The sequence below is a fragment of the Rhodanobacter sp. sgz306013 genome (assembly GCF_057031145.1).
On sequence record NZ_JBXCIJ010000001.1, the window covers coordinates 1 to 15,844 of the forward strand.

At 64.0% G+C, this 15,844-nt stretch carries 15 protein-coding genes; 6 read left to right on the plus strand and 9 right to left on the minus strand.

Features of this window, described 5'->3' with window-relative positions:
* Both AC2EWF_RS00005 and AC2EWF_RS00010 read left to right on the plus strand, forming a co-directional pair.
* A partial coding sequence (locus tag AC2EWF_RS00005; protein ID WP_483637322.1) for a hypothetical protein occupies positions 1–202 on the plus strand: 202 nt, incomplete at its 5' end.
* 463 nt (positions 203–665) lie between these two features.
* Complete coding sequence (locus tag AC2EWF_RS00010; protein WP_483637323.1) at positions 666–935, plus strand: hypothetical protein; 270 nt, start codon at positions 666–668, stop codon at positions 933–935.
* Between the two features lie 610 nt (positions 936–1,545).
* Here AC2EWF_RS00010 and cyoD read toward each other — a convergent pair.
* The 4 genes from cyoD to cyoA all read right to left on the minus strand — a co-directional run bounded on the left by cyoD (position 1,546) and on the right by cyoA (position 5,588).
* The gene (cyoD, locus tag AC2EWF_RS00015) at positions 1,546–1,923 is read right to left on the minus strand and encodes a cytochrome o ubiquinol oxidase subunit IV (protein WP_483637324.1); all 378 of its coding nucleotides are present in this window, start codon (positions 1,921–1,923) and stop codon (positions 1,546–1,548) included.
* Positions 1,920–2,537 carry a cytochrome o ubiquinol oxidase subunit III gene (gene cyoC, locus AC2EWF_RS00020; protein WP_483637325.1) on the minus strand — a complete coding sequence of 206 codons (618 nt, stop codon included), beginning with the start codon at positions 2,535–2,537 and terminating at the stop codon, positions 1,920–1,922. The genes cyoD and cyoC overlap by 4 nt, the downstream gene beginning before the upstream one ends.
* Entirely contained in the window at positions 2,534–4,522 is a 1,989-nt protein-coding gene (gene cyoB / locus AC2EWF_RS00025; RefSeq protein ID WP_483638230.1) for a cytochrome o ubiquinol oxidase subunit I, read from the minus strand. Before cyoB ends, cyoC begins: the two co-directional genes overlap by 4 nt.
* 64 nt (positions 4,523–4,586) lie before the next feature.
* Positions 4,587–5,588, minus strand: coding sequence for a ubiquinol oxidase subunit II (gene cyoA, locus AC2EWF_RS00030; protein ID WP_483637326.1), 1,002 nt, complete (start codon positions 5,586–5,588; stop codon positions 4,587–4,589).
* Positions 5,589–5,812: 224 nt separating this feature from the next.
* On the opposite strand from cyoA, the gene AC2EWF_RS00035 reads away from it, so the two are divergent.
* Positions 5,813–7,144, plus strand: a complete 1,332-nt coding sequence (locus AC2EWF_RS00035) for an MFS transporter (RefSeq protein WP_483637327.1) — start codon at positions 5,813–5,815, stop codon at positions 7,142–7,144.
* Between the two features lie 98 nt (positions 7,145–7,242).
* Entirely contained in the window at positions 7,243–8,028 is a 786-nt protein-coding gene (locus AC2EWF_RS00040) for an SURF1 family protein (RefSeq protein WP_483637328.1), read from the plus strand.
* Between the two features lie 66 nt (positions 8,029–8,094).
* On the opposite strand, the gene AC2EWF_RS00045 is transcribed toward AC2EWF_RS00040, so the two are convergent.
* The 5 genes from AC2EWF_RS00045 to rfbB all read right to left on the minus strand — a co-directional run bounded on the left by AC2EWF_RS00045 (position 8,095) and on the right by rfbB (position 13,029).
* Positions 8,095–9,507, minus strand: coding sequence for a mannose-1-phosphate guanylyltransferase/mannose-6-phosphate isomerase (locus AC2EWF_RS00045; protein ID WP_483637329.1), 1,413 nt, complete (start codon positions 9,505–9,507; stop codon positions 8,095–8,097).
* 108 nt (positions 9,508–9,615) lie between these two features.
* Positions 9,616–10,548 carry a dTDP-4-dehydrorhamnose reductase gene (gene rfbD / locus AC2EWF_RS00050; RefSeq protein WP_483637330.1) on the minus strand — a complete coding sequence of 311 codons (933 nt, stop codon included), beginning with the start codon at positions 10,546–10,548 and terminating at the stop codon, positions 9,616–9,618.
* Positions 10,545–11,102, minus strand: a complete 558-nt coding sequence (gene rfbC, locus AC2EWF_RS00055; protein WP_483637331.1) for a dTDP-4-dehydrorhamnose 3,5-epimerase — start codon at positions 11,100–11,102, stop codon at positions 10,545–10,547. The genes rfbD and rfbC overlap by 4 nt, the downstream gene beginning before the upstream one ends.
* Positions 11,099–11,983 carry a glucose-1-phosphate thymidylyltransferase RfbA gene (gene rfbA, locus AC2EWF_RS00060; protein WP_483637332.1) on the minus strand — a complete coding sequence of 295 codons (885 nt, stop codon included), beginning with the start codon at positions 11,981–11,983 and terminating at the stop codon, positions 11,099–11,101. The genes rfbC and rfbA overlap by 4 nt, the downstream gene beginning before the upstream one ends.
* Positions 11,980–13,029, minus strand: a complete 1,050-nt coding sequence (rfbB, locus tag AC2EWF_RS00065) for a dTDP-glucose 4,6-dehydratase (protein ID WP_483637333.1) — start codon at positions 13,027–13,029, stop codon at positions 11,980–11,982. Before rfbB ends, rfbA begins: the two co-directional genes overlap by 4 nt.
* Positions 13,030–13,213: 184 nt before the next feature.
* Between rfbB and AC2EWF_RS00070 the strand changes: the two genes are divergently transcribed.
* Complete coding sequence (locus AC2EWF_RS00070) at positions 13,214–14,380, plus strand: trans-sulfuration enzyme family protein (protein ID WP_483637334.1); 1,167 nt, start codon at positions 13,214–13,216, stop codon at positions 14,378–14,380.
* Positions 14,381–14,396: 16 nt separating this feature from the next.
* The gene (locus AC2EWF_RS00075) at positions 14,397–15,779 is read left to right on the plus strand and encodes a glycosyltransferase (protein ID WP_483637335.1); all 1,383 of its coding nucleotides are present in this window, start codon (positions 14,397–14,399) and stop codon (positions 15,777–15,779) included.
* The last annotated feature ends 65 nt before the right edge of the window (positions 15,780–15,844 follow it).

A 15,844-nucleotide genomic window follows, 5' to 3' on the forward strand; every position in this document is an offset into this window, starting at 1 on the left:
CGATGACAGGAGACGTGCGCCCGCAGGGCGGAAAATCGCACTCCACCGCTATCGCAGTGGCCGCCATGCCATAGATCGTGTCTATCAAAAGCAGTGCGGAACCCTGCTTCTCAACAGCCTGCTAGGTCATCCAGCCGCGCTGCGGACTCCGAAAATGGCTGCCATCGTTCTGGCAGTTTTTGGCACAACTCGCTTGTGCTGACCAAGACGCCGAATTGCGGGGTCCTGTCATGCTCCGGTGTTGGCATGTTGATCAGTTGAAAGCCCGCGACCGGAACCAGCCAGAGGCAGACGCCTGCCGATTGCTCGGGCAGGTGTGAAACGTTTACGCAGATTGACCACGGCCAGCGCCAGGACGTGCTTGCGGGCCATTCCGCGCGAAGCCAAGCCGCAAGCGGTAGGGGTTTCAGTCAAAGATGGGTTGGCCACAGCCTGCCACCCGGTCACGGATGAAGTTAAGGGCGGCTATGCGTCATTGGCTGAGACTGGTTGTGGGTACATTCCTACTCTCCCCCCGTTTCCCCTCCATGCCTCTCGTGATGTCATGTATATATCAGTACATGGAACTTCTTTTGTAACTAAAAATGCAGTACATTTAAGCCATGCCAAAGGGTCGCCCAAAAACCAAACCCATGTTATGAAGGTGCTCAATGACAAAATTTCGAATGGCATTCGGTGCGTGGTTGCTCGCCTGGGGCGTGGTCCTTTTTATCGGCATTCGTCTTTACTTGGGAGTTGTTGCGCAGAAGGTGCCTGGTTATCCGAACTCCGGGCAGTTAGGCATGTATGTGCTTTTCCCTGGTGCGCTTGTAATGGCGAACATTGCTCTAATTGCATACGCGCGTAAGTTGCCTCTTCCGCTTCTTTTGACTGCATTTGCTGTTCAACTATTGGCGTTGCCAGTGTTCATTGTTTTAGGTGGTGGTGGAGTTTGAAGTTGGCAATCGATACGATGGCGACCTCGCGGGGGTCGGAGCCGGAGAACGCGGGATCATCGCGGCCCGCTCGCGGCGGCAACGCGGCCACGTCGCGGAGCGTGGAAAATGCGGCTAACCCAAGCGTAGCAACGTCTCTCTCGAATCCAGCGCGCACACCACGCAGTACGCACGTCATCAGTGCGCCGACGGTGCCGTCGTACCCCTCGTCCTCGCGCGTGGCTTGACATGGCACGCAAAGGGCAGCGCGTCAAATACATGAAGCCGAGGGCAATCAAGCCTCCGGGTCGAGGGTGTGCCCGACGTCCCCCGGTTTTGAGTAGCACGGCCGTTTGGAGTCCGAATCCACCGGAATTGCGACAACCGCGGGTAGAACTTTATTCTCCGGTCGTCACGGATCTCAGGTCTTCGCGGGATAGGACTTTAAGGATTTCCCTTCGACTGACCAGAACGTATATCAATGGGTTGCGGCCACCTAAGGATGGAACTCTATTGGCTGTCTACACCTGGAATCGCAGTAACGAAAAAGCCGGCAGTTGCCGGCTTTTCCTTGCAAGTGCTGCCATGGAGGCAGCCAACTGATTCCCGCGATCAGGGACGATCGCAAAGATCACTCCCCGCTGTGCTGGTACTGCGGCGACATCGGCATCATCAGCGCGTTCTCGTTGTACATCACCCAGATCGACGCGCCCAGCACGATCACCACCAGCACGATGGTGAAGATGAAGGCCATCATGTTCCAGCCGCCTTCGGAGTGCGTGTCGAGGTGCAGGAAGTAGACGATGTGCACCAGGATCTGCACGACCGCCAGCAGCAGCACGAGGGTGATCGTCAGCCAGCGGTTCTCGAACACGTGCCCCATCACCAGCCAGAACGGGATGACGGTGAGGATCGCCGCCAGCACGAATCCGGTGAGGTAGCCGCGCAGGCTGCCCGCGTGCACGTGCAGGGCGTCGTCGTTGTGGCCAGATGCAGTGGGATGGCTCATCGCAGCACTCCTGCCAGATAGACGAAGCTGAAGACGCCGACCCAGACCAGGTCCAGGAAGTGCCAGAACATGCTCAGGCAGCGCAGCCGCCGGATGTTGGCTTCGGTAAGGCCGAACTTGCCCAGCTGCACCATCAGCACCATCAGCCACAGGATGCCGACGGATACGTGCAGCCCGTGCGTGCCGACCAGGGTGAAGAATGACGACAGGAAGGCGCTGCGGCCGGGGCCGGCGCCTTCGGCGATCATGCCGAGGAACTCGTGGATCTCCAGGGTCACGAAGCCGGCGGCCAGCAGGCCGGACACGGCCAGCCACGCCAGTATGGCGCGCTGGTTCTTCCGGGCCATCTCCAGCATCGCGAAGCCGAAGGTGACCGACGACAGCAGCAGCAGGGCGGTGTTCACCGCCAGGCCCGGCAGGTCGAGCACCTCGGCGGCGGTGGGGCCGCCCGCGGTGCTGGTGCCGAGCACCGCGTAGCAGGCGAACAGCGAGGCGAAGATGAAGCAGTCGCTCATCAGGTAGAGCCAGAACCCGAGCAGGGTTCCGTTGTGCGCGTGCGACTCCTCGAGGCAGAGAAAGCGCGAGGACGCGGTATCGGCAACCGTGGTGCTCATGCGCTTGCCCCCTGGGCGTCAGCCTGCCAGTTGCCGCTGTGCTCGAACGCCCGCACCTCGTCCGCAGGAATGTGGTAATCGCGGTGGTAATTGAAGGTGTGGACGATGGAAGCCACGACCACGCCGGCGAACGACGCCACGGCCAGCCACCAGATGTACCAGACCAGGCCGAAACAGCAGGCGAAGGACAGTGCGCCGATGATCGCGCCGGCAGCGGTGTTCTTCGGCATGTGGATCGGGTGGAAGCCTTCCAGCGGACGCTGGAAGCCGTGCTTCTTCATGTCCGTCCAGGCGTCGCGCTGGTGCACGTTCGGGACAAATGCGAAGTTGTAGGCCGGCGGCGGCGAAGAGGTGGACCACTCCAGGGTGCGGCCGTTCCACGGGTCGCCGCCCACGGCATAGGCCTTGCGCCGCAGGATGCTGACGGCGATCTGGATGATGAAGGACAGGATGCCCAGCGCAATCAGGAAGGCGCCGAACGCGGCGACGATGAAGTACGGTTGCAGCGCCGGGTTGTCGAAGTGGCTGAGGCGACGGGTCACGCCCATCAGGCCCATGATGTACAGCGGCGTGAACGCCACCCAGAAGCCGACCAGCCAGAACCAGAAGCTGGCCTTGCCCCAGGACTCGTCCAGCCGGAAGCCGAACGCCTTGGGGAACCAGTAATTGACGGCGGCGAACACGCCGAACACCACGCCGCCGATGATGACGTTGTGGAAGTGGGCGATCAGGAACAGGCTGTTGTGCAGCAGGAAGTCGGCCGGCGCCACCGACAGCATCACGCCGGTCATGCCGCCGATGGTGAAGGTGAACAGAAAGCCCATCGTCCACAGCATCGGCACGGTGAAGCGCACGCGCCCGCGGTACATGGTGAACAGCCAGTTGAAGATCTTCACGCCCGTGGGGATCGAGATGATCATGGTGGTCAGCGAGAAGAACGAGTTGACGTCCGCGCCCGAGCCCATCGTGAAGAAGTGGTGCAGCCACACCAGGTACGACAGGATCATGATCGCCACGGTGGCGTAGACCATCGACGAGTAGCCGAACAGCGGCTTGCCCGAGAACGTGGGCACGATCTCGGAATACACGCCGAAGATCGGCAGGATCAGGATGTACACCTCCGGGTGGCCCCACACCCAGATCAGGTTGATGTACATCATCACGTTGCCGCCGAAGCCGGTGGTGAAGAAGTGGGTGCCGAGGTAGCGGTCCAGCGAGAGCAGGAGCAGCGTGGCGGTGAGTACCGGGAACGTGGCCAGGATCAGCCCGCTGGTGCACAGCGTGGTCCAGGTGAACACCGGCATCTTCATCATCGACATGCCGGGCGCGCGCATCTTCAGGATGGTGGTGACGAAGTTGACGCCGGTAAGCAGCGTGCCCACGCCGGACAGCTGCAGGCCCCAGATGTAGTAGTCGACGCCGGGGCCCTGCTGCAGCTCCGACACGGGCGGGTAGCCCAGCCAGCCGGCAGTGGAGAAGTCGCCGACGAACAGCGACACCATGAACAGGATCGCGCCCCAGAAGGTGAACCAGAAGCTCAGGTTGTTGAGAAACGGGAACGCCACGTCGCGCGCGCCGATCTGCAGCGGCATCACGAAGTTCATCAGGCCCACGATGTAGGCCATCGCCACGAAAAAGATCATGATCGCGCCGTGCGCGGTGAAGATCTGGTCGTAGTGCTCGGGGGGCAGATAGCCCATGTGCGGGCCGAACGCCACCGCCTGCTGCGCGCGCATCATGATCGCGTCGGAGAAGCCGCGCAGCAGCATCACCGTGCCCAGGATCATGTACATGATGCCGAGCTTCTTGTGGTCCACGCTGGTGAACCACTCATGCCACAGGTAGCCCCACAGCTTCTTCTTGGTGATCAGGCCGAGGATGGCCAGCCCGCCGATCGCCACCACGACGAGGGTGGCGAGGACGATGCGGCCTTCGAGGTCAGGCTTCAGGAAGGGCAGGGAGTCGAGCGTGAGGCGCCCGAACAGGAAATTCCACACGGGCGCACGATGAGGCAGGGCTTCGGGCATGGCATGAATCTCCGCAAGCAAGTCAGTGCGCCGCCGCGGCCTGCGCGCGGACCGGTTTCCCCGCCTCCGCCAGTGGTCCGGCGCCGGCATGCACGGAACGGCCGGGCATGCCGGGCATGGGCTTCCCGGCGTCGCTCGACATTATCCGGGTCATGCATGTCACGCCGGGGTCGATGCAGCGATCGAGGATGCGGGTGTACAGGTCGGGCTCGAAGCGCGCGTAGTAGCGCACGGGCGCATCGCGTTGGGGCTGGCGCAACTGGTCGTAAGCCTTGCCGTCGAGCTCGCTGCCTTCGGCGCGGACCCTGGCGATCCAGTCGCCGAAATCGTGCTGGCTCATGCCTTCGAAGCTGAAACGCATGTCGGTAAAGCCCGCGCCGCTGTAGTTGGCCGAAAAGCCCCGGTACTGGCCCGGCTGGTTGATGACGGCATGCAGCACCGTCTGCATGCCCGGCATGGTGTAGACCATGCCGGCCAGTTCCGGCACGGAGAACGCATCCATCATGGCGTCCGAGGTCATCTTGAAGCGGATCGGCACATCCACCGGCGCCGCCAGCTGGTTCACCGTGGCAACGCCGTACTGCGGATAGAAGAACAGCCACTTCCAGCGCAGCGACACGACGTCCACTTCCAGCGGCGTGGTGCCGGCCGCCACGGGTTGCCCCTTGGCCACGCGGTCGAGCGGACGATAGGGATCGAGCTGGTGGGTGCCGATCCAGCTGATGGCGCCGACCGCGATGATGATCAGCAGCGGCCCGGCCCACACCACCAGCTCCAGCTGGGGCGAGTGATCCCATTCGGCGTCGTAACGGGCCTTCTTGTTGGAGGCCCGGTAACGCCATGCGACGACGCCGATGGCCACGAGCACCGGCACGACGATCAGCAAGGTGATGGCCGTGGTGACGATCATCACGTCGCTTTGCTGGCGGGCTACATCGCCGGACGGATCCAGCAATGCCAGGCGGCAGCCGCCCAGCAGCGCAAGGGGCGACAACAGCAAGCCACGAAGACGTCTCACGGTCATGGGCGCGTGTGCATCGGGCAACGAGGTGCTGCTTACACTACTCTGGAAGGGCGGGTCTATACTACCCGCGCGCAGCGTGTTGCCGATTCGCTCGACAGGTGTCGGGCTGGCCGAAGCCGCAAGCAAGGGATTTGTGGCGGTCATGTGAAACCGACGGCTCCGTCGCGCGACACCGCAGCCGATCTGTCCAGCAAATCTTGCACGATTGTCGCCGGGGAATTGCCATGCCAACCAGCAGCACCCAGTCGATTCCCGGTCTGGCCGTCCACGCCCATGGCGGGAGTTCCCACGCCGACCAGATGACGCCGGGAGACCTCGCTGTCGGCGTGCTGGTGGGACGCGCCTGCCAGTCCTTCGACTTTTTTGTGTTCGGCATCGCCTGCGTACTGGCGTTCCCGGCCGTGTTCTTTCCCTTCGCCAGCCAGATCGACGGGGTCTTCTACTCGTTCGCGATCTTCGCGCTGGCCTTCATCGCGCGGCCGCTGGGCTCGATGTTCTTCCTGGTGCTGCAGCGTCATTTCGGCCTGCCCACCAAGCTCACCATCGCGCTGTTCCTGCTCGGCATGGCCACCGCGGGTACGGCATTCCTGCCCGGCTACGCGACATTCGGCTGGGCCGCCATCCTGGTGCTGGCGGTGCTGCGCTTCGGACAGGGCTTTGCGCTGGGCGGTAGCTGGAACGGACTGGCTTCGCTGATGGCGCTCAAGGCGCCGAAGAATCGGCGCGGCTGGTACGCCATGTTGCCCCAGTTGAGCGACCCGGTCGGTTTCATCATGGCGGCAGCGCTGTTTGCCTATATCTGGGCTAGCCTTTCGCACCAGGAGTTCATCGACTGGGGGTGGCGCTATCCGTTCTTCGCGGCGTTCGCCATCAACGTGGTGTCCCTGTTTGCCAGCCTGCGCATGGTGGTCGCGCCCCGCTATGTGGAACAGCTCAAGGAGCGCGATCTCGAGCCTTCGCCGATGCGCGAGCTGGTGCGTTCGCAGGGCGACAACATCGCCCTGGGTGCCTTCGCCCCGCTGGCCAGCTACGCGATGTTCCACCTGGTGACCATCTTCGCGCTGTCGTGGGCGCTGCTGTTCACACAGCAATCGGTGGTCGGCTTCCTCGTGGTGCAGATCATCGGTGCCTTCGTCGCCCTGCCGTGCATGTTCCTGTCCGGCCGGGTGGCGAACCGGTTTGGCCGGCGCACCACCCTGGCCGCCGGTGGCGTGCTGATCGCGGTCTACAGCGGGTGGACCGCGCTGCTGCTCTCCGGCGGCACGGTGAACAGCTACCTGTTCATCATCCTTGGCTACGCCTTGCTTGGCTTCACGCATGCGCAGGCGGCCGGCGCGGTGAGCTCGAACTTCCGGCCGGAGTTCCGTTTCTGCGGCGCCATGATCACCTCGGACCTGGGCTGGCTGATCGGCGCGGGCTTCGCGCCGCTGGTGGCGCTGGCGCTCGCCCGTTATGCCGGTGTTCCTTACGTGGGCCTGTACCTGCTCTCGGGCGCCGTGGGCACGCTGGCCGCCTTGTGGTTCAGCCGTCGCTCCGGCGGCCTGCCCAACGACTGAAACCTGCGACGCCGGGCCGCGGCATGATGTCGCTGATCGCGCGGCGGCCCATGCACGCGCGGTGACGCGCGGCATGCATGGTGCGATCATGCCGCGCCATGCGCGACAATCCGCCCTCCTTCGACGAGAACGAACGCCACGTGCGCGGCCCGCTGGCGCTGAGCCTGCTGGCCCTGCTCGGCCTGGTGCTGTTCGCCAGCTTCGTGGCGCTGGGTACCTGGCAGGTGCATCGCTTGGCCTGGAAGACGGCGTTGATCGCCCGTGTCGACCAGCGCGTGCACGCGGCGCCGGTGGCCGCGCCGGGGCCGGCGGACTGGGCCGGCATCACCGCGGCCAATGCCGAATACCGCCACGTACGGCTTTCCGGGACCTGGCTCGATAACCGCCAGACCCGGGTGTGGACGGCCACCGACGCCGGCAGCGGCTATTGGATAGTCACCGCATTGCGCCGCGACGACGGCAGCATCGTGCTGGTCAACCGCGGCTTCGCGCCGGCGGGCTGGTGCGACCTCAAGGGCGATTGCCCGGCGCCGCCGGGCGGCGAGGTCACGGTCACCGGCTTGCTGCGCATCAGCGAACCTTCCGGCCTGTTCCGCCACAACGACCCTGCCAGCGACACCTGGTACACGCGCGACGTGGCGGCGATCGCCAGGGCGCGCGGCCTGCAGGACGTGGCGCCGTACTTCGTGGACGCGGACGCCGCAGCGGGCACGACCGCGGCCGAATGGCCGCGCGGCGGCATGACGGTGATCCACTTCCCCAACCACCACCTCAACTACCTGATTACCTGGTACGTATTGGCGCTGATGGTGCTGGGCGCGGCGGGCTACGTGGCGCGCGACGAATGGCGGTTGCGCAGGCAGCGGAAATTGCGCGGACCGTAGGAGCAGCTTCAGCCGCGACCGTCGGAACGATTCGCGGCTGAAGCTGCTCCTACCGTCGATCCGTGCTCAGGCGCGCCCGTACACGTCGTCGTAGCGCACGATGTCGTCTTCGCCCAGGTAGCTGCCGGACTGCACCTCGATCAGTTCCAGCGCCACCTTGCCGGGATTGCGCAGGCGGTGTCTGCTGCCCAGCGGGATGTAGGTGCTCTGGTTTTCGCCGAGCAGGAACACCTGCTCGTCGCAGGTAACCTCGGCGGTGCCGGAGACCACGATCCAGTGCTCGGCGCGATGGTGGTGCTTTTGCAGGCTCAGCGACGCACCGGGCTTCACCACGATGCGCTTCACCTGGAAGCGCTCGCCTGCTTCCAGCGAGTCGTAGCTGCCCCAGGGGCGATGCACCACGCGATGGAAGGAGTGCTCGCTGCGGCCGGCGGCCTTGAGCTGGTCGACGATCTTCTTCACGTCCTGCGCCGCGTCGCGGTGCGCGACCAGCGTGGCATCGGGCGTGGTGACCACGACGAGATTCTCCACGCCCACGGTGGCGACGAGATGCCGTTCATGCGAGCGCAGCAGCGAGTTGCGCGTGTCGACGGTGAGCGTGTCGCCCTCGCGCAGGTTGCCGTCCGCGTCACGTTCGCCGGCCAGCCACAACGCCGACCAGGAGCCGATGTCGCTCCAGCCGCAGCTCACCGGCACTACCGCGGCGCGGGTGGTCTTTTCCATCACCGCGTAGTCGATGGAATCCTCCGGCACCTTGGCGAAGCTGTCCTTGTCCACGCGCACGAAGTCGAGGTCGGCGTGGGCAGCAGCGTGGGCCGTACGCACCGTCGCGAGCATCGCCGGCGCGTGTGTTTCCAGTTCCTCCAGATAGCGGTCGGCACGGAACAGGAACATGCCGGAGTTCCAGTCGTAGTTGCCGGCGGCGAGATAACTCTCGGCGGTGGCGAGGTCGGGCTTCTCCACGAAGCGCTCCACGCGAAACGCGCCTTCGCCCAGCGCTTCGCCGCGGCGGATGTAGCCGAAGCCGGTCTCGGCGCGATCGGGCCGGATGCCGAAGGTGGCCAACCAGCCCTGGCGAGCCAGCGGCATCGCCTGCGCCACCGCGGTGGCGAAGGCCTCGGTGTCGGCGATCAGGTGGTCGGCCGGCAGCACCAGCAGCAGCGCCTCGGGATCGCGTTTCAACGCTTGCAGCGCACCCAGCGCGATCGCCGGCGCGGTGTTGCGCGCCAGCGGTTCCAGCACGATGACCGCGCCCTCGACACCGGCCTCCAGCAACTGCTCGGCGGCGAGAAAGCGGTGATCCTCGCTGGCCACCACGATCGGCGCCGCCACCTCGGGCAGCGCGCGCGTGCGCGCGACGGTCTGCTGGAACAGCGTGCCCTGGCCGGCCAATGACAGGAATTGCTTGGGCAGGTTGCGGCGCGAGACGGGCCACAACCGGGTACCGCTGCCGCCGCTGAGAATCAGGGGAATGAGCATGGTGGATCGACCTTTGTATGCCTGCGGCTCGCGGCTTGCCGGTAGGAGTGGCTTCAGCCGCGACATCCTGTTTCGGTGGTCGCGGCTGAAGCCGCTCCTACGCGAACATCAAGATGCGCGGACGAGCGCATCCAGCACGTCGTGCAAGCCGGTTTGCCAGTCGGGCAAAGCATAGCCGAAGCGTTGCTGGAAGCCAGAGTTGTCCAGCACCGACCAGGCCGGGCGTTTCGCCGGCGTTGGGTAATCGGAGGTGGCGATCGCCGTCACCCGGGGGGGGCGCGCGACCAGTCCGCGTTCCGCTGTGCCGTCGAAGATCGCCGAGGCGAAGCCATGCCAGCTGGTGCGACCACTGGCGACCAGATGATGTGTACCTTCCAGCGCACGTCGGCACGTGGCGTCGGCAGCTTGCCACGCATCCAGCGCGGCGAGCGTACCCGCCACGATCAGCGCGGTGCTGGTGGGCGCGCCGAACTGGTCAGCCACCACGCGCAGCTCGTCGCGCTCGGCGCCTACCCGCAGCATGGTGCGCAGGAAGTTGTTGCCGTGTGGCGCATATACCCACGCGGTGCGGAAGATGAAATGCGCCGCGCCGCTGTCCCGAAAGGCCCGCTCGCCGGCCAGCTTGCTGCGCCCGTAGGCGCCCAGCGGCGCGGCAGGTGCGTCGACCGGGTAGGGCACGCTGGCGGCGCCATCGAACACGTAGTCGGTGGAGTAATGGATCACCAGCGCACCGTGCGCAGCGGCCCAGCGGCCCAGCACGCCGGCGGCCTCGCCGTTGACGCGGGTGGCCAGCGCCTCTTCCTCCTCGGCGCGATCCACTGCCGTGTACGCGGCGGCGTTGACGATCACGTCGGGACGGACGTGGTCCAGCAGGGTGGGCAGGCTCTCGGGCGCGGCGAGATCGGCGGTCTCGATGGTCGTGCCATCGAAGCGCTGGCCGTCGCGGCTGGCCGTGACCAGTTCGCCACGTGCCGCCAGTCCGCCATCTTCGATGAAGCTGCGGCCGAGCTGGCCGTTGGCACCGAGCAGCAGGATCCTCATGCGCGGTAGATCGGCAGGCGTTCGGCCGGCACGTCGGCGAGCAGGGGCGCGCTGCCGTCCTTGTCCGACAGCAGCGGCTCGCTGATCGGCCAGTCGATGCCCAGCGCAGCGTCGTTCCAGCGGATGCCGGCGTCCGCCTTGGGGTCGTACAGCGCGGTGCACTGATAGCTGAAGGTGGCGAATTCGGACACTACGCAGAAGCCGTGCGCGAAGCCTTCCGGTATCCAGAAGTGGCGATGGTTTTCCGCGGTGAGCATCACGCCCACCGACTGCCCGAACGTGGGCGAGTCGCGGCGGATATCCACTACCACGTCGTACACCTCACCCTCCAGCACGCTGACCAGCTTGCCCTGCGGGTTCGGCCACTGGTAGTGCAGGCCACGCAGCACGCCGCGCGCCGAGCGCGACACGTTGGACTGCACGAAGCTATGTTCGATGCCCGCGTCGCGGTACTTGGCCTGGTTGTAGCTTTCGTAGAAGAAGCCGCGCGCATCGCCGAACACCTGGGGCTCGATCACCAGCGCGCCAGGCAGGCGTGTTGCTATCACCTTCATCGGGCCAGCCCCTGCCGGGTCAGCTGCTGCAGGTATTGGCCGTAGCCGGTCTTGGCCAGCGGGGCGGCCAGCGCCAGCAGTTGTTCGCCATTGATCCAGCCGTTGAGGAAGGCGATCTCCTCAGGGCAGCAGACCTTGAGGCCTTGGCGGTTCTCGATCGTCTCGATGTAGTTGCCCGCTTCCATCAGCGATTCGTGCGTGCCGGTGTCCAGCCAGGCGAAGCCCCGGCCGAGCTGCTCCAGGTGCAGCGAGTCGTCGTCGAGGTAGCAGCGGTTGAGGTCGGTGATCTCCAGTTCGCCGCGCGGCGACGGCTTCAACGCCGCGGCATAGTCGCAGACGCGGGCGTCGTAGAAGTAGAGGCCGGTGACGGCATAGTGCGACTTCGGCTGCGCGGGTTTTTCCTCCAGGCCGATCACGCGGCCCGAGGCGTCGAACTCGGCCACGCCGTAGCGCTCAGGGTCCTTCACCCAGTAGCCGAACACGGTGGCGCCATGCTCACGCGCGGCTGCGCGCTTCAGGCGTTCGGTGAAGCCGTGGCCGTAGAAGATGTTGTCGCCCAATACCAGGCAGCTCCGCTGGCCGGAGATGAAGTCGCGGCCGATGGTAAAGGCCTGCGCCAGGCCGTCCGGCGAGGGCTGCACGGCATAGGTGATCTCGATGCCCCACTGCGAGCCGTCGCCGAGCAGGCGCTGGAACATCGCCTGCTCGTGCGGGGTGTTGATCACCAGCACCTCGCGGATGCCGGCCAGCATCAGCGTGGCCAGCGGGTAGTAGATCATCGGCTTGTCGTATACCGGCAAGAGCTGCTTGCTCACCGCGCGGGTGATCGGATGCAGGCGCGTGCCGGAGCCGCCGGCGAGGATGATGCCTTTCGTGCTCATGCGCCCAGCCTCTCCATCCGGTAGCTGCCGTCCAGCACGCGTTGCACCCAGGACTGGTTGGCGAGATACCAGTCCAACGTGGCGGCGATGCCGCTCTCGAAGGTCTGCGAGGGCTTCCAGCCCAGCTCGCGCTGCAGTTTGGAGGAGTCGATCGCGTAGCGGCGATCGTGGCCGGGGCGGTCCTTCACGTAGGTGATCAGCGATTCGCGGGCGCGGCCGCCGGGCAGCGGGCGGCGTGCATCGAGCAGCGCGCAGATCGCCTTCACCACGGTGATGTTGGTGCGCTCGGCGTTGCCACCCACGTTGTAGGTCTCGCCCACGCGGCCGGCTTCCAGCACGCGGCGGATCGCGCTGCAGTGGTCGCCCACGAACAGCCAGTCGCGGATGTTGAGGCCGTCGCCGTAGACCGGCAGCGGCTCGCAGGCCAGCGCCTTGGCGGTCACCAGTGGGATCAGCTTCTCGGGAAACTGGAACGGCCCGTAGTTGTTCGAGCAGTTGGTGGTGAGCGTGGGCAGGCCGTAGGTATGGTGGAAGGCGCGCACCAGGTGGTCGGAGCCAGCCTTCGAGGCGGAGTACGGCGAGTTCGGCGCGTACGGCGTGGTCTCGGTGAACGCCCCGGATTCGCCCAGCGAGCCGTAGACCTCGTCGGTAGACACGTGCAGAAAACGGAAGCCCTCGCGCGCGGCACCTTCCAGGCTGCGCCAGTAATCACGTGTGCACTCCAGCAGGCCCAGCGTACCCACCACGTTGGTCTGCACGAATTCGGCCGGGCCATCGATGGAGCGGTCCACGTGCGATTCGGCGGCGAAATTCACGATCGCATCGGGCCGATGGTCGGCCAGCAGTCTCGCCACCAGGGCGCGGTCACCGATATCGCCCTGCACGAAGACGTGGCGAGCGTTGCCGTCCAGCGTGGCCAGGGTGTCAAGGTTGCCGGCGTAGGTGAGCTTGTCCAGGTTCACCACGGTGAGGCCGTCGGCCACTGCCTGCAGCACGAAGTTCGCGCCGATGAAGCCGGCACCGCCGGTGACAAGGAGGGTCTGCATGGGGCGCGCGATCCGTGTGACGACAAAGCTGCATTTTTGCATGCTCTCCGCCCGGCTCAAATACGCCGGCACGCGGCGCTCGGGGCTCGGTTAAGGCAAACGCCGGTCGCACGGGTACAATGCACGATCCCTTCACGCGGCAGCCGGCTACCGGAACCTGCCGCCCAGCTACGGTTACCTGTCCATGCCAAAGAAGTCTGCCGCCAGCCACGGACTCGGAACGCGCGCGATCCACGCAGGGCAGCACCCCGATCCCTCGACCGGCGCGATCATGACGCCGATCTATGCCACCTCCACCTATGTGCAGGAAAGCCCTGGCAAGCACAAGGGCTACGAGTATTCGCGCACGCAAAATCCTACGCGGATGGCCTACGAGCGCTGCGTGGCGGATCTGGAAGGCGGCAAGGCAGGCTATGCGTTCGCCTCCGGCCTGGCGGCGGCCGCCACCACGCTGGATCTGCTGGATTCCGGCAGCCACGTGATCGCGATGGATGATCTCTACGGCGGCAGCTACCGCCTGTTCGAGCGGGTGCGCCGGCGCTCGGCGGGTCTGGATTTCAGCTTCATCGACCTGAACGACACGGCGGCGCTGAAGGCGGCGCTGAAGCCGAACACCCGGATGATCTGGGCCGAAACGCCCACCAACCCGATGCTGAAGCTGGTAAACCTCGCCAAGGTTGCCGCGTTCGCCAAGAAGCATGGCTTGATCATGGTGGTGGACAACACCTTCTGCTCGCCGATGGTGCAGCGCCCGCTGGAGTTCGGCGCTGACCTGGTGCTGCATTCGGCCACCAAGTACCTCAATGGCCACTCCGACATGGTCGGTGGCATCGTTGTGGCAGGCAGCAAGGAGCTGGCCGAACGCATGGCTTTCCTGCAGAACTCGGTAGGCGCGGTGGCCGGCCCGTTCGACGCCTTCCTGGCGATGCGCGGCCTGAAGACCTTGCACCTGCGCATGCGCCAGCACTGCGCCAGCGCACTGGAACTGGCCGGCTGGCTGGACAAGCACCCGGCCGTCGAGCGGGTGATCTACCCGGGCCTGAAGAGCCATCCGCAGCATGCGTTGGCGAAGCGCCAGATGCACGGCTTCGGCGGCATTATCAGCATCGAAGTCAAGGGCGGTTTGAAGAAGGCGCGCCGCATGCTGGAGCGTTGCGAGCTGTTCGCACTGGCCGAGTCGCTGGGCGGCGTGGAAAGCCTGATCGAACATCCGGCCATCATGACGCATGCTTCGGTGCCGCCGGCTAACCGCAAGCGGTTGGGTATCAGTGAAGGGCTAGTGCGACTGTCGGTGGGCATCGAGGACATCGCCGATCTTCGTGCAGAGTTGGAATTTGCCCTGAGCAACTGAGCCATGCTGAGGAAAAGTGCTCAAGGAATTGGCGTGGGAGATTAAGGTGCTCGTTCCGAACAAGCCAAAGATGAGTGCCAACCTTACGCTGATGAACCTGTTGGCGTGGACACGCCGGCAACCATGGTTGAGGGTGATGTACAGACACTTGCCCGTTTCTTGGCGTAGCCGTCTTTCTGAAGCCACGATTTCGCATGTAAGCCAACAAGTCAAGTTTCAGCGATCCTTGAATTGGACGCATATCGACGCTTCTGTGCCCTTACAGCGAGATACTGCTACAGCGATCCAAGCATTTGGGGAAAATGCCGGGGTCAACATATATGCCAACATCCGTGGGCAATTCGGACTTGCAGAAAGCGCCCGAGCCTATATTCGTGCGCTTCTGGCCGAGGGGTATCCCGTCGCCGTGATCGATGTCCCACTCGATATACCTCATAGTATGGGAGATGCCAGCCTTGAGTCGTACTTGGGCAAAGGTTCGCCTTACAACATAAATCTGATATTCATTAATCCAGATTACCTAGATGAAGCCATCAAGAACATAGGGTACGAACGGCTGAATGGTGGTTACACGATTGCATGCTGGTTCTGGGAGCTAGAATCTTTCCCGAGCGAGTGGTTGCCGGCAATCCAAAAAGTCGATGAAATTATGGTTTCGTCCAGCTTTGTTCGGGGAGTAATCGAATCAGTTACAGACAAGCCCGTGTTGAGCGCGCCACTGCCGGTGGGTGAGGTCGAGGATAGTGGCCTGATGCGATCGGATTTTGGCTTGGAGGACGATACATTTGTCTTTCTGAACAGTTTTGATTTCAACTCGTCATTGGCAAGAAAAAATCCGCGTGCGGTGATCGATGCGTTTTGCCGTGCTTTCCCTGATAAACGAACGAGCGTACGCCTTCTGATCAAGTCGAGTAACGGTCATCGCTATCCGGAGATGTTGCGCATACTCTTGAATGCCGCGGCGTCCGATCATCGTATTCTGATACGTGATGACATAATTGGGCGTGGTGATATGCATGCCTTGCAACGTTGTGTGGATGCTTACGTATCGCTACATCGTTCTGAAGGGTTCGGGCTCGGACTTGCAGAATGTATGCGACTAGGCAAGCCGGTGATCGCGACAGCATGGTCCGGGAACATGGAATACATGACTCACGACAACAGTTGTCTGGTCGACTACCAGCTGATACAGGTGAATGAGGGTGAGTATGTGCATTACAAAGGCCAGCGCTGGGCGGACCCCTGTGTTGACCAGGCGGCTGCCTATATGAGACGGTTGGTTGAAGATCGGGGATTTGCTGCAGCCATTGGTGAGCGGGCTGCTGCTGATATTAATGAAAAACTTTCTCCTCGCATTGCAGCACAACGGATCATTCAGCGACTGAATGCGCTTGTCTGATGTCAGATGCAATCCAGTGCTTTCGTCATATCAGGCAGTGATGAATAACCTTAAAGGTCATATTT

What these genes read in the sequence shown, in the direction of transcription:
- AC2EWF_RS00010 (WP_483637323.1), top strand. Translation starts at nt 666, where the DNA reads ATGGCATTCGGTGCGTGGTTGCTCGCCTGGGGCGTGGTCCTTTTTATC.
- cyoD (WP_483637324.1), bottom strand. Translation starts at nt 1,923, where the DNA reads ATGAGCCATCCCACTGCATCTGGCCACAACGACGACGCCCTGCACGTG.
- cyoC (WP_483637325.1), bottom strand. Translation starts at nt 2,537, where the DNA reads ATGAGCACCACGGTTGCCGATACCGCGTCCTCGCGCTTTCTCTGCCTC.
- cyoA (WP_483637326.1), bottom strand. Translation starts at nt 5,588, where the DNA reads ATGACCGTGAGACGTCTTCGTGGCTTGCTGTTGTCGCCCCTTGCGCTG.
- AC2EWF_RS00035 (WP_483637327.1), top strand. Translation starts at nt 5,813, where the DNA reads ATGCCAACCAGCAGCACCCAGTCGATTCCCGGTCTGGCCGTCCACGCC.
- AC2EWF_RS00040 (WP_483637328.1), top strand. Translation starts at nt 7,243, where the DNA reads ATGCGCGACAATCCGCCCTCCTTCGACGAGAACGAACGCCACGTGCGC.
- AC2EWF_RS00045 (WP_483637329.1), bottom strand. Translation starts at nt 9,507, where the DNA reads ATGCTCATTCCCCTGATTCTCAGCGGCGGCAGCGGTACCCGGTTGTGG.
- rfbD (WP_483637330.1), bottom strand. Translation starts at nt 10,548, where the DNA reads ATGAGGATCCTGCTGCTCGGTGCCAACGGCCAGCTCGGCCGCAGCTTC.
- rfbC (WP_483637331.1), bottom strand. Translation starts at nt 11,102, where the DNA reads ATGAAGGTGATAGCAACACGCCTGCCTGGCGCGCTGGTGATCGAGCCC.
- rfbA (WP_483637332.1), bottom strand. Translation starts at nt 11,983, where the DNA reads ATGAGCACGAAAGGCATCATCCTCGCCGGCGGCTCCGGCACGCGCCTG.
- rfbB (WP_483637333.1), bottom strand. Translation starts at nt 13,029, where the DNA reads ATGCAGACCCTCCTTGTCACCGGCGGTGCCGGCTTCATCGGCGCGAAC.
- AC2EWF_RS00070 (WP_483637334.1), top strand. Translation starts at nt 13,214, where the DNA reads ATGCCAAAGAAGTCTGCCGCCAGCCACGGACTCGGAACGCGCGCGATC.